The 15,996-nt window shown below is 50.4% G+C and carries 10 protein-coding genes; 2 read left to right on the forward strand and 8 right to left on the reverse strand.

Annotated elements, in window-relative coordinates; all coding sequences use genetic code 11:
* Positions 1-89: 89 nt before the first annotated feature.
* The 6 genes from FLT43_RS15080 to FLT43_RS15105 form a co-directional block, all read right to left on the reverse strand.
* On the reverse strand, positions 90-2,807 hold the full coding sequence (locus FLT43_RS15080) for an alpha-mannosidase (protein WP_087444406.1): 2,718 nt from the start codon (positions 2,805-2,807) through the stop codon (positions 90-92).
* A 25-nt stretch (positions 2,808-2,832) separates the two neighbouring features.
* Complete coding sequence (locus FLT43_RS15085) at positions 2,833-4,116, reverse strand: glycoside hydrolase family 125 protein (RefSeq protein WP_087444407.1); 1,284 nt, start codon at positions 4,114-4,116, stop codon at positions 2,833-2,835.
* A gap of 293 nt (positions 4,117-4,409) precedes the next feature.
* Positions 4,410-5,891, reverse strand: a complete 1,482-nt coding sequence (locus FLT43_RS15090; protein ID WP_087444408.1) for an ABC transporter substrate-binding protein — start codon at positions 5,889-5,891, stop codon at positions 4,410-4,412.
* A 102-nt stretch (positions 5,892-5,993) separates the two neighbouring features.
* A complete protein-coding gene (locus tag FLT43_RS15095) occupies positions 5,994-6,908 on the reverse strand; it encodes a carbohydrate ABC transporter permease (protein WP_087444409.1) in 915 nt (304 codons plus the stop codon).
* A 13-nt stretch (positions 6,909-6,921) separates the two neighbouring features.
* Positions 6,922-7,860, reverse strand: a complete 939-nt coding sequence (locus FLT43_RS15100) for an ABC transporter permease (RefSeq protein ID WP_006679055.1) — start codon at positions 7,858-7,860, stop codon at positions 6,922-6,924.
* Positions 7,861-8,021: 161 nt separating this feature from the next.
* A complete protein-coding gene (locus FLT43_RS15105; RefSeq protein ID WP_087444410.1) occupies positions 8,022-9,593 on the reverse strand; it encodes a response regulator transcription factor in 1,572 nt (523 codons plus the stop codon).
* A gap of 416 nt (positions 9,594-10,009) precedes the next feature.
* Between FLT43_RS15105 and FLT43_RS15110 the strand changes: the two genes are divergently transcribed.
* Positions 10,010-11,395, forward strand: coding sequence for a YjiH family protein (locus FLT43_RS15110; RefSeq protein ID WP_087444411.1), 1,386 nt, complete (start codon positions 10,010-10,012; stop codon positions 11,393-11,395).
* Positions 11,396-11,488: 93 nt separating this feature from the next.
* On the opposite strand, the gene FLT43_RS15115 is transcribed toward FLT43_RS15110, so the two are convergent.
* The gene (locus FLT43_RS15115) at positions 11,489-13,393 is read right to left on the reverse strand and encodes a sensor histidine kinase (RefSeq protein ID WP_087444412.1); all 1,905 of its coding nucleotides are present in this window, start codon (positions 13,391-13,393) and stop codon (positions 11,489-11,491) included.
* A gap of 377 nt (positions 13,394-13,770) precedes the next feature.
* Between FLT43_RS15115 and FLT43_RS15120 the strand changes: the two genes are divergently transcribed.
* A complete protein-coding gene (locus tag FLT43_RS15120) occupies positions 13,771-15,093 on the forward strand; it encodes a helix-turn-helix domain-containing protein (protein ID WP_087444413.1) in 1,323 nt (440 codons plus the stop codon).
* A gap of 279 nt (positions 15,094-15,372) precedes the next feature.
* Here FLT43_RS15120 and FLT43_RS15125 read toward each other — a convergent pair whose 3' ends face one another.
* The gene (locus FLT43_RS15125; RefSeq protein WP_087444414.1) at positions 15,373-15,786 is read right to left on the reverse strand and encodes a type III toxin-antitoxin system ToxN/AbiQ family toxin; all 414 of its coding nucleotides are present in this window, start codon (positions 15,784-15,786) and stop codon (positions 15,373-15,375) included.
* Positions 15,787-15,996 lie beyond the last annotated feature (210 nt).

Consider the following 15,996-nt stretch of genomic DNA (forward strand, 5'->3'; position numbering starts at 1 on the left):
CAGTTAGTTAAAGCCTTCTTCTCCTTTACCGCCGCTATATGGCGCAAACAAGCCCTCCCAAAGCCAATGCTTCGGGAGGGCTTGGTCATTTAATTCTTCATGCCGAGCGTGAAGATTTCCGCTGCGCCGAGCTCAACGCTGACGCTGCGCTTGTCGCCGGAGGCGAGGTCTTCGCCCTTCACTTCCATGATGCTGCTGCGGTAGAAGCCGCTGCCTGCCTGCGGAAGAGAGACATTCAGCGTGTTCGCTTCATGCGCGAAGTTGACCCAGCGGCCAACCATGTCGCCGGTCTGCTCCGCCATCTTAATCGAGGAGAACGCGATGCCTTCGCCGTCCCATGCCAGGAACGCATGGTTCGCTGGCAGCTTGCCGGCATGCACCTCAGCCTGGCGGACAATCCACGGCACCTGGAACGCGTGCGCTTCCTTGTATGCGCCGGAGGCCACGACATCACCCGCATGCGGAATAATCGCATATTCTGCGGTGTACGTGCCCAGGCATTGCGCTTCCGGCGTAGGGAAGACGCCCCAGTCGCCGAGCTCGCCGGAGGAGCGGAGCAAGGTGACCGCCATCGTGTTGCGGCCGTCGCGCAGCACTTCATATTCGTACAGCCCTCGGTTGGCAATGGTCAAGCCGAGTTGGCCGTCGCTTACGCTGGCGAACGTATGCTGATGCTGATCGTTGCTCGGATTCTCCCATTCCGGAGCCGGCTGTGTATTGCGGCGGGCCACCTCGAAGATGGATTCCGCCTGGTGCGTCTCCGTCTGCAAGGCCGTCGGGAACAGCGCGCGCAACCGGTGATCCTTCGCTTCGTTATGAATGGTCACCTGCACTTCGACGCGCTTCGCACCGCGATCGAGCGTGTAGCGGGTCACAAGCCGGAACGGCACCATTGCTGTGGAACGCTGTGCCGTACGTCTTGGGAAGTCTACCAGCTCATTCATCTCTTCCTGCAGCTTCTCGTCGGCGGAAGCCGGAATCTCCCATTGGTGAGCCGCTTCGATGACGGCGCGGTACGGCGCGTCTTCGACGACGCGGATATCGGCCGCCAGACCTGCCGTCGTGAGCGGCACCTCGCCGTTCGGCTTGCGGAACATGTACTCGTTCCCGATGTCTCCGCTATCTTCGTACACATTCAGCCCGCTGAACGTATGTCCCGTCGCTTTGTCAGTCAGCGTCAATGAACCGTCCGCCTCGACGACCGCCTTCAGATGTTCGTTCTCGAGCGTATTCAGCCCGTTCGACAAGCTGGCCGCTTGCGGAGCTTCTCCGCCCGCCACCCAGGCGAAGGTCTGATACGCGAAGGCCGGCATGCCGCTTGCCTGCAGGCGAACCTTCACGCAGCGCGCCACATAAGGCTGGCGGAACTTGTCCTTCGGCAGGTCGTAGCCGAACTGAACGCCGGCGTCTTCCCATTCGCAGACGACCGCATTGCCATTCGCATCGATAACCGTGCCCGGCACAATCGGCTCCTGCTTCAGCTCCCGCGCCAGCTTCGTCGGATGCCCTTCGCGGAAGTAGCGGCGCTTCAGCTCCAGCGTCACTTCGACGACGCCGCTGCGCTCATAGCCGGCCGTGTTGAATACGACGAACGGCACGCCTTCCTTGGCCCCATAGGCCGAGGTATCGATCTGCTTCACGAGGCTGTCAACGGTCTCGTTAATAATCATCTCGGTCATATGCTTCGATTTCTCGAAGCGCGTCACCATCTCGCGGTGGACTTCATCGACGCTGCACCCGCAGATGCTGTCATGCGGATGGTTCTGCATCAATGTCTTCCAGGCATAGACGAACAGGTGATGCGGATATGGCTTGCCCGCCTGGTCAGCGAATGCCGCCAGCGGCTCTGCCACCTTCTCCAGGAGCGTCTGGTTCTCCGCGTTCATCTGCTTGAGGTAGACGCGGGAAGACGCGGTATTGACCAGCGTATACCATCCGTCGGTGCGCTGGCTGCGCAGTTCGCCTTTGACCGTCTGCAGATTCTCAGGCAATTCCTGTCTCAGCACATCCACATAGTAATTGAAGTTGGAGTGTACGAAGTCCACATCCGGGAACAGCTTCTTCGCCACTTCAATCGCTTTGGACAGATCCGTCTGAATCGGCTGATGGTCGCAGCCGTTCATGAACAACAGATGCGGGGTGGAAGCGAATTTCTCCGCATTGTCGATATTCTTCTCCCAATAAGCAATCGCTTGCTGCTCGTCGACCGGCACTTCCATGCCGTTGCAGTACCAGTTCGCGAACAGAATGCCGATGACGCGCGAGCCGTCCGGCGATTCCCAGATCATTTCCGAGAACGGGGACTCGTATGCGGCATCTTCGGATACCTGATTGTTGAAGCCGGTCGGCTTCACGCCGCGTCCGAACACGGCGACATCGATATTGGCCTGCTGGAGCATCTGCGGTGCCTGGCCCATATTGCCGAACGAATCGGGGAAATACCCGATCTTGGAGATGGTGCCGCCGTAATGATTGGCATCGCGATGTCCGATCTGCAGGTTGCGCACGTTCGCCTCGCTGCTCGTCAGGAACTCATCCTGCAGAATGTACCAAGGACCGATATGAATGCGGCCTTCGCGGATATATTTCTCCAGCTTGTCCTTCATTTCCGGACGGACCTGGAGGTAATCTTCCAGCATAATCGTCTGGCCGTCGAGATGGAAGCTCTTGAAGCCCGGATCGTTATCGAGCGTATCCAGCAGCGTGTCCATCAATTCGATCAGCAGCGCATGGTGATACTCGTAAGGCATATACCACTCGCGATCCCAGTGCGTATGAGAGATGATGTGGGCCGTTTTTTTCGTCATGTTCTGTCCCTCTCTTCTTGTCGGATTAGGCTTTCAACCAATATTCACGGTAGATTAGTTCAGAGAACAAGCTGTTCGACCAGGCGAACCATTCACGAGTGAATTGGGCCGGATCGTCCACATGGAAGCCTTCATGCATATAACCGGTTCCGGCATCCGTCGCCGTCAGCAGTTGAATCAAGCTGTCGATCTCTTCCTGCGAGCCGGCGGTCAATCCCTGCATCGACAAGGCGATATGCCAGATGTATTGGTCAGGGGTATGCGGGCTGCCGATGCCCTGAGCGGCCTTGCCGGAATAATAGTAAGGATTGTCCTCGCTCAGAATGAAGCGGCGCGTATTCTGGTAGATCGGATCGTCCTCCGTCGTATAACCGAGATAAGGAATGGCCAGCAAGCTAGGCACGTTCGCATCATCCATCAGATTATAGTTGCCGAAGCCGTCGGTTTCATAGGCATAGATTTTTCCGTATTTCGGGTGATGAAAGATGCCGTAATTGCGAATGCCGTCTTCGATCTCTTCACACAGCGCGCGGGCCTTGGCCGCGAATGGCGCATCCTCGTAGACAACCGTCGCGATCTCCTCCAAATAACGAAGCACGACAACGGCGAACATATTCGAAGGAATCAGGTAACCGAAGGTGCACGCATCGTCGCTTGGCCGGAAGCCGGACCACGTCATGCCCGTGTAGTTGACCGGCATGCCTTGCCCGTTGTTCTTGAGCGTGTCCGTCTTACGGCAGTCCATGCGCGAGAAGCGGTAAGGCGATTGCTCGAAATGACGCTGCTCTGTCGTCCACAGGTTCATGATGATATGCGCTACCGTCTTGTACTCGCCATCGAAGAGCGACGTATCGCCCGTCTCCTTCCAGTACAAATAGCTCAATTGGATGGGGTAGCACAGTGAATCGATCTCATATTTCCGTTCCCAGACCCAGCCGTTCAATTCCGTCTGATCCCGGTGATGAATCTGATCGAGCGGAATTTCTTTTTCATTGAATGCATTGGCGTACGGGTCGATTTGAATATATTTCATCTGCTTGCGCACCAGCCCGGCAATGATGCGGCGAATATCCGCATCCTCCTTGGCAAGCGGCATATATTGGCGCACTTGGGCGCTGGAGTCGCGCAACCACATGGCGGGAATATCTCCGGTGAAGACATAGGACGTGCCGTCTTCATGCAATTTGGTTGTCGTCTGCAGCGTATTCGGGAAACAGTTCAAGAACAGCTGCTGCAATTTCGGGTTGTCCGCTAATCGGGTCTTGGCTTCTTCCATCACGCGAAGCACGGCTTGCGGTAGGCGTTCCATGTCAGTTCTCTCCTTCTCCATCCATCAAATATAAGTAATCGTGTAAGCCTTCAAAGCAGTCGGGTAAGCCGTCTTTTCCGGGTATTACATTATTTATTACATTAGATATGTCCATCATATTGTATATAAGGCTTGTGCAAAATTCAACCAACAATCGTACCTATTCCGAAGTCTTAAGCGCGAATAGCAGACAGTCAGGTGAAGCCTACGCTCCACCTGACTGCACAGTTGCGGCGATTCATTGCTGGCGGCAGCAAGCTGCCTTCATCCAGCGAATGGAACGATGCCGTTATTTATTTTCTGGATGCTTTCCACTCTTCCAGTTGTTTTTCCATTTCGGCTTGCACTTTGTCCAATCCAGCCGCTTTGAACTTCTCGACTGCCTTCGGCACGTATACTTTCGGATCTACCGAGCCGGTGAACAGGGACGCATAGAACTCGTCTTTTACGTTCGTCAGCGCAGTCATTTCCGTTTTTACGCTGTCTGCATTGAAGTGGAAGCCAAGCAGCGGCGCATTTTTCGCATTGTCATTGAATTGAGCGAACTGCTCCCATTTATCTTTCGGGTCGGCAGGAAGCTTATCCAAGATGAAGAAGTTACCCAGTGTAAAGGTTGCCATGTCATACGCTTCCGTTTTTGCTGGCAAATACTCCACCGTTTCGTCATCAATGCGTTTGTAATGAACGTCTTCGATACCGTTGTTCACCAGGTTGCGCAGGTAACGATCCGAGTTCAGCAGGTTCAGGAATTGCATGGCTTTCTCCGGATGCGGGCTGTTCGCGGAGATCGCGTGCATGGAGCCCATTACGGACCAGTTATAGACGTATGGCTCGGTATAAGGAACCGATTCAACCGGATAGCCCAAAGATTGAGACCACAGGTTGTCGGCGAACGGCTGCGTATCCGGCATATCTACGAGCCATTTTCCGGTTTTCATTTCATCCCCGCCGGAAGCGGTCGCGGCATCCTTCTTCAAGTAGCCTTTTTTGTAATAGTCATGCATCGTCTCGAAGCTTTTCATAATGTCCGGCTGTTCGAGAATGTTGACGATTTTGAGATCGTTCGTGTCTGTCAATGCGACGCCCAATGGCAGGTTCTCGTTCACCAGGTCGTAAGGAACGGCAAATTTGAATTGCTTATCCGCCGACAATGGGTACAGTCCTGACTCGCCCTCTTTGACCTTCGCAAGCAGCGGCTCCAGATCTTCCAATGTCTTCACGCTGTTGATGTCCAGATCGTATTTGTCAACCAGCCCTTTGTTGAAGCGGAATACCTTTTGCGCTGGCAATTCTTTGTTAACTGGAATCGCATACGTTTTCCCGTCGATCTTAGCGCCTTCGAGGAACGAAGGGTGAACCAGCTTTTTAATGTCTTGACCATACTGATCCATCAAGTCATCAAGCTCGTAGAATGCGCCTTTCTTCGCATTGGCAACGTATTCAAAAGCCCACGAAGAAGTAAATGCGATATCAAACGGTTCGCCGGAAGCGGCGATAACGCCCATCTTTTGGTTGTAATCGCCCCAGTCGAACATCTTCATTTTGACGGTAACACCGATTTTTTCCTTGGTGTACTCGCTAACCTTTTCCATGACCTTGTCCAAATCTTTTTGCGGCGGTCCGATGGAATACCAGACCAGCTCAACCGGCTTCTCGCTCGTGCCTGCTTCTGCTCCGCCCGCTTCCTCCTTCTTGCTGCCGCAGCCAGCCAGCGCCAGCGAAGCGACCAGGACAAGACAGAAGGTCATGAGCAACAATTTTTTTGCCTTAGCCATGTTTTTCCTCCCCTTTTTGTGACCAAGTTGTTGTGTATATTATTTCCGGAGCGGCGGCCTGCTTATATACCGCCGCCCGGGAATAATCGAAGGTTGACTTGCTTATTCTTTGACAGCACCAATCGTCAAGCCTTGAACGAAGTAGCGCTGGAAGAACGGATACGCACATGCGATCGGCAGCGTGGCCAGGACGACGAGCGCCATCCGTGTCGATTCTTGCGGCAGCGTCCGCATCAATTCAAGCGTCTGACCCGATGCATTGAGCTGCGCATTGTTGAGCAAGAATTGCATACTGTTCTCGATCCGCATCAACATCGATTGCAGCGGAACGAGTGCAGGGTTGTCGATGTACAGCAAGGCGTTGAACCAGTCATTCCAGAAACCAAGCGTGGCGAACAATCCAATCGTGGCAATCCCCGGCAAGGAGATGGGCAGCACAATCGTAATGAATGCCCGCAATTCCCCGGCTCCGTCAATCTTGGCCGATTCGATGATCGCATCCGGTACCGTAGTATTATAGAACGTTCTCATGATAAGGACATAGAACGCATTCATGATAAGCGGCAATATGAGCGCCCAGATCGTGTCCTTCAAATGCAACACTTGCGTTAGAACCATATATGTCGGTACTAATCCGCCATTGAACAGCATCGTAAAGAAGGCGATAAAGGAGAAAAATCCCCGATATTGGAAGTTCTTGCGCGAAATCGCGTAAGCGTATAGACAAATTACCGCCAAGCTGATAAGCGTCCCCACAACCGTAATCAGGATGGTGACTCCATAGGAGCGAAGAAGCTGATCGCCGGCCTTGAAAATGTATTCATAAGCGGAAAAGCTCCATTTCTCCGGGAATATGGAATACCCGTTCTGTGCGAGCGCCTCCTCATTCGTCAATGAAATCACAATGACGAACAAGAACGGGTAGACGCACAGGAAAGCAAACACACCGGCAATCAGGTTGAAAATCAGGTTGGTGCCTCTCGATAAATTGTGGAAATCTCGTGTTTTTTTTCTCAATGTCGTCCCCCCCTTAGAACAGCGCGTTGTCCTTGTCCACTTTACGCACAATCCAGTTCGATGTCATAACGAGAATGAATCCGACCAGCGACTGATACAGGCCTGCGGCCGTACTCATCGAGATTTCTCCTGTTGCCTTCAGTCCCCGGTATACATACGTATCGATAACGTTCGTTACGCTGTATAACGGACCGGAGTCCCGTGGAATCTGATAGAACAACCCGAAATCCGCGTAAAAGATTCTGCCGATGGCCAGCAATGTCAGAATGGTCATCAAAGGCGTAATCGCAGGTATCGTAATATGGCGAATCTGCTGCCACTTGTTGGCCCCGTCAATCATTGCAGCCTCATAATAAGTCTTGTCAATCCCGACAATGGCGGCCAAATAGACGACGCTGGAATATCCGATTCCTTTCCATAGATTGAGGAATACGAGAATATAAGGCCAATACGTGGTATCGGAATACCAGGAGACCGGATCTTTTCCTAACCAAGTCAGGAATTGGTTCAGCACCCCTTTGTCGACGCTCAGGAAGCTGAACGTGAAATAACCGACGATGACCCACGACAAGAAGTGAGGAAGGAACATCCCGGTCTGATATATCTTCGCCAGCCGCTTGTTCACAATCTCGCTCAAAATGATAGCCATCGCCACGGCCCCGACCAGACCCAGCACGATAAACACCATGTTGTACAAAATTGTGTTGCGCGTAATGACATATGCGTCATTGGTACCGAAAAGATATTCGAAATTTTTAAAACCTACCCATTCACTTTGCTGCAAGCTGGCAAGGAAGCCGTCTCTGCTAAAACGATAATCCTTGAAAGCGATAACAGTCCCGAACATCGGCAGGTAGGAGAAGAACAAAAACCACAAGGCTCCCGGAAGAACCATGATGAGAAAAATCCAGTTGCGGTTTAAGCTCCGAAAAACGTTCTTGATGGATTGCATCAGATTCATCCCCCGTTGCTATGTTGTAACTATAGCGTAACCCAATTGATGCGCTTCCAATAGTCAACAAACTTTAGATTTGGTGTACAAAATAAAGGAAGGGCTTTCACAGTTGCCACATTTTCATGTGACACCGTGGAACCCCTTCCCAGTAATGTATTTCATACGATTTCATTTCGGTTTGCATGGAATTCTCTGTATTCTTTGGGGGAGACGCCGACATACTTCCGGAACTGCTTATAGAAATAACTTTTATCCCAGTAACCTACATTAGAAGCAATATCGGTCATGCGCTGATTCGTATTGACGAGCATTTCCTTCGCCATTTTGATGCGGGTCTTGTTCAAATAATCGGAGAAGGTGGACTGAACCTCCTTCTGGAACAATTGTCCTAAATAAACCGGGTTAATATTATACACCTGGCTCAATGTCTTCAGCGACAGTTCCTCCGCATACCGGCCTTGAATATCATGCAGCACCTGCTTGATGACCGGGCTCATATGCTCCGGCTCCGCGAGCTGCCCCATGATTCTATAGCCGACTTGAAGCACATGATCCTTCAGCACTTCCAGCGTCTGAATATGGTAGACCTCGTCGAACCAGTCCCGCTCCTCCTCCAACAAATAGTGGGCAGTATCCTTGACCGACTGCTTCCAGGCGATAAGCAATTCGACGGCGAAGTTGCGAATATCCCGCGGCGTAACGCCTATCGTCGCCGAGAGCTGTTCGAAATCGGCCTCCAGCTGCTTCCGCAGCTGTTCCTTGTCCCGGTCGTACAGCAGCTTCACGTAAGGCTCGGTCTCCGGCTGCACGTCTGCCGGGCGGGACGAGCGATAGTCGGCGATCTCATCGGCGTCGACCCATTCGTCATCTGCACGGACAAGATGGTAGGGCTGGACCCGCTTCGCGTGCAAGTAGCTTGCCGAAGCATGGGCATATCCTTCCTGGACACTCCCCAGCGTAATCTGCAGGGAGGTGCTCAGCATTCCCTCTACCTCCCGCTTCCACTCTCGCAGCCGGCCCATCAGCTCTTCCTTGTCCCCGCTCCGGTACAGACCGAAAATGATCGCGGTCTCTCCATCCCATTCCGGGACGCAAAATCCGCCGTTCGCCTGCTTCAACAGGCGTCTTGCGTGACTAACGACCTCTTCCTGCTTATCATAATCTGCCTCATGATCCATTTGCGGCTCGGGGCGAACCAGGACAACCATATAATAAGGATGGATAAAATGGATATCAAGCAGATCTGCCCGTTGCTGCAATTCTTCCAGATGGATGAGATCACGCAGCCAACGGTACAGCACATTGTCACGCAAAATATCCCGATTGTGCTGCTCCGCCATCCGATGAACCCGGGACTGGTCGATCTTCTGCACGGTCGTCTCCAGCGTGGAGCGGAACTCTTCAATATTGATCGGCTTCAGCAAGTAGTTCTCGACACCCAGCTTGATGCCTTCCTTCACATACATGAACTCGTTATAGCCGCTCAATATAATGAACCGGGTCTGAGGATGAGCCTCCTTTACTTTCTCAATCAGCTGGAGGCCGGTCATGCGCGGCATCATAATGTCGGTAATAATCAAATCAACCGGCTGCTGCTGCAGCTTCTCCCACGCATCCTCCCCATTCTCTGCCGTTCCCGCCACGCTTAGCCCGTAATCGTTCCATTCCAGAATCGTCTGCAAGCCTTCTATAATAAATGGTTCGTCATCTACTAAAAATACTCTGTACATCGTATCCTCCCTTAAGCACTTCCCAGCGTCAATTCAAAGGCACACGAATGGTGACCGTGTTGCCGGCACCGAGAACGCTTTCCAACGTTCGGGTCAGTTCCAGATAACGGGGGCAAGATGGCCTGCGCTATCTCATGCCCCCGGATGTAATCGGTTTACGCATCTATTATCATACCATAACTCGATGGACCCGTTTGATAGCGCCCAAGAGTCCGCATCATATTATAAAATCCAAAAATAACCTTGTAATGAATGATTTGGAGGATATAATGAAGAATATAGGAGCTTTGAAAAGGCTCTCATTACATTCCAATACCACTTTTTGTTACCAATCTGCTCTTGGATTTCGACTCTATTTGTAATAAAGTAAAGAATGTTGCATAATTATACCGTAATCCAAGGAGAATTATTCATATATGGCAGCGAAGAACGATAATACGCAACGAAAACTTGCGCACACACCGCAATTGAATCTCAGAGGGCTGCTGCATTTTTCCATTCCCTCTTTACTTGGGCTGCTTCTCTTCGTCATTCCCGTTCCGAGGAACGGAGAAGTGACCGTGCCCATTGCATTCCTGACCAACGCGCTCACCCAAGGGCTTGCGCCCTGGCTCCCGGCAGCGGTTACGATTATCATCGTGCTCGCCTGGCTGGGAACCGCTTATACCCGCTGGTTCAGACCGGACAAGCTGCTGGATATGCCGCTATGGAATGCGCTGTTCAACATTTCTCCCTTCTGGTTCGCCGCACGGACGTTGGGGGTCATATTTGCGATACTTGCCTTTTTCCGGGCCGGCCCAGAATGGATATGGTCAGAAGACACGGGAGGCATGCTGCTCTCCGGTCTTATCCCAGGCTTGTTCGTTGTCTTCTTGCTGGCGGGACTTCTGCTGCCGCTGTTGGTCGATTTTGGCCTGCTTGAGTTTTTCGGCACACTCATGACCCGGATTATGCGCCCCATCTTTACTTTGCCGGGACGCTCCGCTATCAATTGCATGGCATCCTGGCTTGGAGACGGCACCATTGGCGTCATGATGACGAGCAAGCAATATGAATCCGGATACTACACGAAGCGCGAAGCCGCCGTCATCGGCACGACATTTACGGCAGTATCCATTACGTTCAGTTTCATCGTGCTGAGCAATGTCGGGCTGGGGCATATGTTTCTTCCTTTTTATGCGACGGTAACCTTTGCCGGGATGGCGGCAGCCGTCATCATGCCGCGGATTCCGCCGCTGTCGCGCAAGCCGGACACATATTCACCGGGCGCCACGCCTGCGGAAGAAGAGGTCATCCCAGCCGCATGGAGCCCTTGGCGTTGGGGGCTGCACCAAGCCGTCGGCAAGGCGCGCCAGCACGGGGGAGTAAGCTCCTTCCTTCGGGACGGCTGCAAAAACATTGTCGACCTGTGGATCGGCGTTATTCCTGTTGTTATGGCCATCGGCACACTGGCTGTGGCCATCGCCACATACACGCCAATCTTCAAATGGCTCGGCTTGCCATTCATTCCGCTGCTGCAGCTGCTCGGTATTCCTGAAGCGGAAGCGGCTTCCCAGACCATTCTTGTCGGATTCGCGGACATGTTCCTGCCTACGGTGCTGGCCTCCGGCATTACAAGCGACATGACCCGCTTCGTCATTGCGGCATTGTCCGTCACCCAACTCATCTATATGTCTGAGGTCGGCGGATTGCTGCTAGGCTCGAAGCTGCCTGTAAGCTTCAAGGATCTGGTTGTCATTTTCCTGCTCCGTACCTTGCTTACATTGCCGATTATCGCGATGATCGCGCATCTTCTATTTTAAATCATACTCACATGCGATATGGCCCTATCTTGCGAGATTCCCCCAAGCTTCTCCATGATTAGGGCCTTTGTCTTGGAACCGGGTAACCCTTCGTCAATTCAAAGGCACCCGAATGGTGACCGTCGTGCCGGCACCAAGAATACTTTCCAACGTAATCCCGTACTCGTCTCCATACAATATCCGCAGGCGGTCATGGACATTTTTGAGCCCCAATGAACCGTGCTCCTGAATGGCCGACTGTCTTAGTTCCTTTTGAATCTGCTGCAGCCGCTCAGGCTCGATCCCTTTCCCGTTGTCGGCAATCCGAATCACCAAGTCCTCTTCAACAGACTCTACTTCGATGATGATATGGTTGTCCGTCCGGTCCAGCCCGAGCCCATGCACCAGGTAGTTCTCGATTATAGGCTGTACCGAGAGCTTCATTATATTATACCCGCCCAGACGCTCATCCATATAGATGGAGTACTGCAGCTTGTCCCGGTAACGGATTCGGGTCAGCTCCAAGTAACGGCGGCAATTTTCTATCTCTTCATTTAAGGTAATCGTTGTCTTGTCCTTCACCATATGCCGGAACATGGACGCCAGATTATAGATCATATCGCCGACATCGTTCGCGCCCTGCGAGATGGCCCGCATCCGAATAACCTCCAGCGTATTGTACAGAAAATGAGGCTTAATTTGAGACTGAAGCGCTACCAGCTCCGCATTTTTCTGCTTGAGCTCCGATTTATAGACTTTATTGATATACTGCTGCAAATCTTCGCACATTTGGTTGAAGCTGAGCGCGATAAGCCCAAGCTCGTCTTCCCGATCCACCGGAAGCTTCGTATTGAGGTAACCCTCTCTTACCTTCTTCATCCCTTTGATGACCGTCTGCGTGCGGCGCGATAGATGAAGAACGGAGAAGTAGGTTACCACAAGTACCGTTATAATGCATAGCAAAGTAATAATGCCAATCGTATTGCGAATTCCCGACAGCCGGTCGGTAATCGCTTTCTCCGGAATGGCGTTGACGACCACAAGTCCCAATTTATTCGTCTCCGATACCATGACATATGACTTCTGTCCGTTCAGGTTCACTTGTTCCGACTTGTTGCGCGGCATAGACAGCAATTCACTGTAATATTGCGCGGTGACCGGAAGCGACGAACGTTCCGAATGGTATACCGTGTGGCGGTTGGAATCAAGCACGAGCCATTGCTCACCCGGCATTTGCTCGCCAATCTGCCGTGATATTCCGGCGGCGTTGAAGTCAATTGTAATATCTCCGGCCGTCGCCAGCGTCTCGGGATTACTGATCCGATTAGTTACGCTCAGCAGAGAGAGCGGCTCAGCCGTCTGATCGGGCTCAAAGGGCGGCACATTCACGATCTCCTCAATAGGCTTCGTAGATATGTCGTGATCCGTACCGGCCGACTGATGGGAGTCCCCCATCTCCGGCGAGTATCGCTTGTTCGGAATGGCATAACGGTTATTCAACCATAGCTGCTGCGCCTGGCTGTTCTCGTTCCAGTCATAGTAGCCGCGATAGAATCCGCCTTTATAGTAGATGTAGGCAAATTTCTTCTTCATGCTAATCAGGCTAATATTTTGCAGATCTTGATCCTTGACGAACTGCGTAGAGAAGAAATCGTGCATATTTCGGATATAGAAGCCGTTGCTCGAACTGAAGCTGTCCAGCCGATAGCGGATGAAATTCTCCAGCCCTTCATTGAGTAAATAAACCGTCTCCTTCACGAGAATGGTGTCCTGGTATACTTGCTGAATGATAGCCTGGGCCGTATCATACTTCTGATCAAGAAAGCGGTTGATCGAATCCACATTTCGCTGCTGATCGAACAACGCATTGTTGACGTTGTTATATACAAAAAATTGATACGCCGAGACAGACAACGTAACCAGAGAAGCGACGGCAATAAGCGAGTAGACGACAATCAGCTTAATGAACAGCTTTTTCTTGAAGTGCTTCATATATATCTGTTTGATTGCCTTGAGCATCCTGATGCCTCTCCTTTATTCGACTGCGTGATCCGCAGCCCATCCACCATGTAATCGGTTTACGCATTTCTATCATACCATAATCGATATATCCGGTTGATGAGGCCCATTAATTAGCATAGAAGCGAGTTCCCTAGTTGAGGACTGGCTGCTGTAGGCGTGTAAAGTGAGGGGATATGCCGCTGAAATTTCAACAGTTTTCGCTAAAATATGATATATACTGCATTAAAATTAAACCAAATATCAATTCAATATTCTATACATCTTGGCTTATACTAAAAGAAACCACCTCAAAAAATATCCATTAATTGAAAATTAACCAAACATTATTTCACCTATACATATGATGAACTATAGGAACAAGGGGGATCTATAAAATGGTATTCGATTATCATTTGGCACCAAAGATACTCCGACAATATTTACAAGAGGAACTTATCAAGAAGGGATGGAAGCAAAAAGAGTTGGCGGAAGCCACGGGAATCGATTGTTCTACCATTAGCAACATTTTCAACCACAAGCAATCCCTTATGCTTCCCCAGCTTCACGCTATCAATCAAGCTTTCGGATTGCCGAACGATGCCTTCTATGAACTGTTTATCGGGGAATGCTGCGGTGAGAGCGGACGGTTCAAGCCAGAGAAGACGAGCGATTTCCTCCTTCATTGCATCCCGGTCGAAAAATACGAAATTGTTAAACAGGTTGTTCAGCTTCTTCATGAAGAATCAAGCCGTTCCAAAATGATCGACACTACCTTCAAGATTGCGGAGTATATTTTTCAATCGGGAAAACGCAACTACTCCCTCCCCTTCTACGATATCATCACCCAGAACGGATACAGTCGAAGCGAGAAATTGGCGATCTCTTATTACAGAAGATTTCTTATCCTCAGAGACCTGGATACTTGCGAGGCCGGTAACGAAGCCTTATGCCAGTTGATTGAATATTTGCCATTACTGCCGGATGACATCAGACTTGATGCCTACTACCGTATCCTAACTTTTTATAATGTAGTAGAGAACTGGCCAAAGTTGCACCTGTATGCCCAAGAACTAAGGAGCATTGCGCTGGCCGAAGGACATAATGACTATTTGGCTGAAAGCTGGTTGTATGAATCATTTGCCTTAAAAGGCATGAAAAATTTCGAAAGCGCCTTAAAAGCAACGGTAGCATATAGGGGATATGGGGAGCATTACGCGTGGTTATCCAAATGCAACGAACTTTATATTTCTATTGAAATGAAGCAAATCAAACCAATAGAAGAACTTATGGGCATGCTGAAGGGCCCTCAAGCGCTTCTTGTGCTCCCGGTTGCCTTGGACACTTACCTCGACAACAATGCGCTCATCGAAGCGAGAGGATACCTGGAACAGTATAAAAGCTATGTGGACGACCTGTTATCCCGAGAAGATCCGTTTCATTTGAAGCATAAACTGCGGCTGACGCAAGCTTTGAGTCAGTACTATTTCAGATGCGGACAATATGATACCGGGTTCGATTATAACGCTGATTCTTTGAAAATGGCGTTGAATCTTAAAAATATGCATCGTGTAGGAATGGCCGTCGTTTCATTTCAAGAACATGAAAAGCAGGCTTCAGCAGAACATAAGGAACGTTTCATAAGTATCCTATTGAGTATGAATCACAATATCCATGGCTCTTTTCTTGTTCAGTATTACAGGAGTGTCGTCGCTGGGTGATATTGGAGGTGGTTGGCTCGTCCACGATATTGGAGGTGGTTGGTAAGCAGAGAGCTGCTCCAGTTGCTTAGCATTTCAGTTACACATACTTTATTCGATAGCATAAAGTAATATGAGCCGTGAAACGATTTCGACGGCTCATTTTTATTGTTGGTTACTATTATTTTCGCTGCTGGCAGGTGCTGCTTCTTCGGCAGTGACAGGTGATATGGTGCCGAATTGCAAGGCCATTTGTTCTAATAAGAGAAAATCGCAGCAGCGGGCATTTAATTTGGGTTGTTACCGGCTCTTCACGATTTGATACAATCGTTTTGCTTTTTTCTTGATTGCTTCTTCATTTTTCCGAACATACAACATTTGTTTCATCAATAATTGCCGATACCGATGATCGGGTTCACGCGCAATATGAATCGGAATGATGACAGGCGGAAGGACGGGAATCATATTATTCAAATTAATAATCCCCAATCTTCCACGCTCTATTTTAATGACATCAGGTGCGGTGTCAGCTATAAACTCGTGTTTTGGTTTAGGAGAAGACAAGGGAGCATAATAAGAAAAATTATTTACCTCAAGCAGGATTCCAACAAACTTCCGATTTTGAGCCGGATCCTTACTGACAACTCTATCGAATTCTCGAAGATAATCTAAATACACAGATTGAACTCCACAAATTTTTATTGTTGTCCTCATTTCAATTCTCCTAAAAAAATAAGGGTAGCATAAGCTACCCATTCTACCTTTTTTCGTCCCTCACTTATACGGCAGAGGATCTCCGGCTTCTTTCGTTCCTCACTTATACGGTAGAGGATCTCCGGCTTTTTCAGGAACAATCATGCCCCTTAAGCTTCACTTTAAGGGATACATTGGAAGTTGTCAAGGTGCTGAATTGCAATTGTGTTA

The organism is Paenibacillus thiaminolyticus (assembly GCF_007066085.1).
GTDB classification, from domain to species: domain Bacteria; phylum Bacillota; class Bacilli; order Paenibacillales; family Paenibacillaceae; genus Paenibacillus_B; species Paenibacillus_B thiaminolyticus.

Excerpts from the sequence above, each read along its gene's own strand:
- FLT43_RS15080 (WP_087444406.1), bottom strand. The coding sequence starts at position 2,807 with ATGACGAAAAAAACGGCCCACATCATCTCTCATACGCACTGGGATCGC.
- FLT43_RS15085 (WP_087444407.1), bottom strand. The coding sequence starts at position 4,116 with ATGGAACGCCTACCGCAAGCCGTGCTTCGCGTGATGGAAGAAGCCAAG.
- FLT43_RS15090 (WP_087444408.1), bottom strand. The coding sequence starts at position 5,891 with ATGGCTAAGGCAAAAAAATTGTTGCTCATGACCTTCTGTCTTGTCCTG.
- FLT43_RS15100 (WP_006679055.1), bottom strand. The coding sequence starts at position 7,860 with ATGCAATCCATCAAGAACGTTTTTCGGAGCTTAAACCGCAACTGGATT.
- FLT43_RS15105 (WP_087444410.1), bottom strand. The coding sequence starts at position 9,593 with ATGTACAGAGTATTTTTAGTAGATGACGAACCATTTATTATAGAAGGC.
- FLT43_RS15110 (WP_087444411.1), top strand. The coding sequence starts at position 10,010 with ATGGCAGCGAAGAACGATAATACGCAACGAAAACTTGCGCACACACCG.
- FLT43_RS15115 (WP_087444412.1), bottom strand. The coding sequence starts at position 13,393 with ATGCTCAAGGCAATCAAACAGATATATATGAAGCACTTCAAGAAAAAG.
- FLT43_RS15120 (WP_087444413.1), top strand. The coding sequence starts at position 13,771 with ATGGTATTCGATTATCATTTGGCACCAAAGATACTCCGACAATATTTA.
- FLT43_RS15125 (WP_087444414.1), bottom strand. The coding sequence starts at position 15,786 with ATGAGGACAACAATAAAAATTTGTGGAGTTCAATCTGTGTATTTAGAT.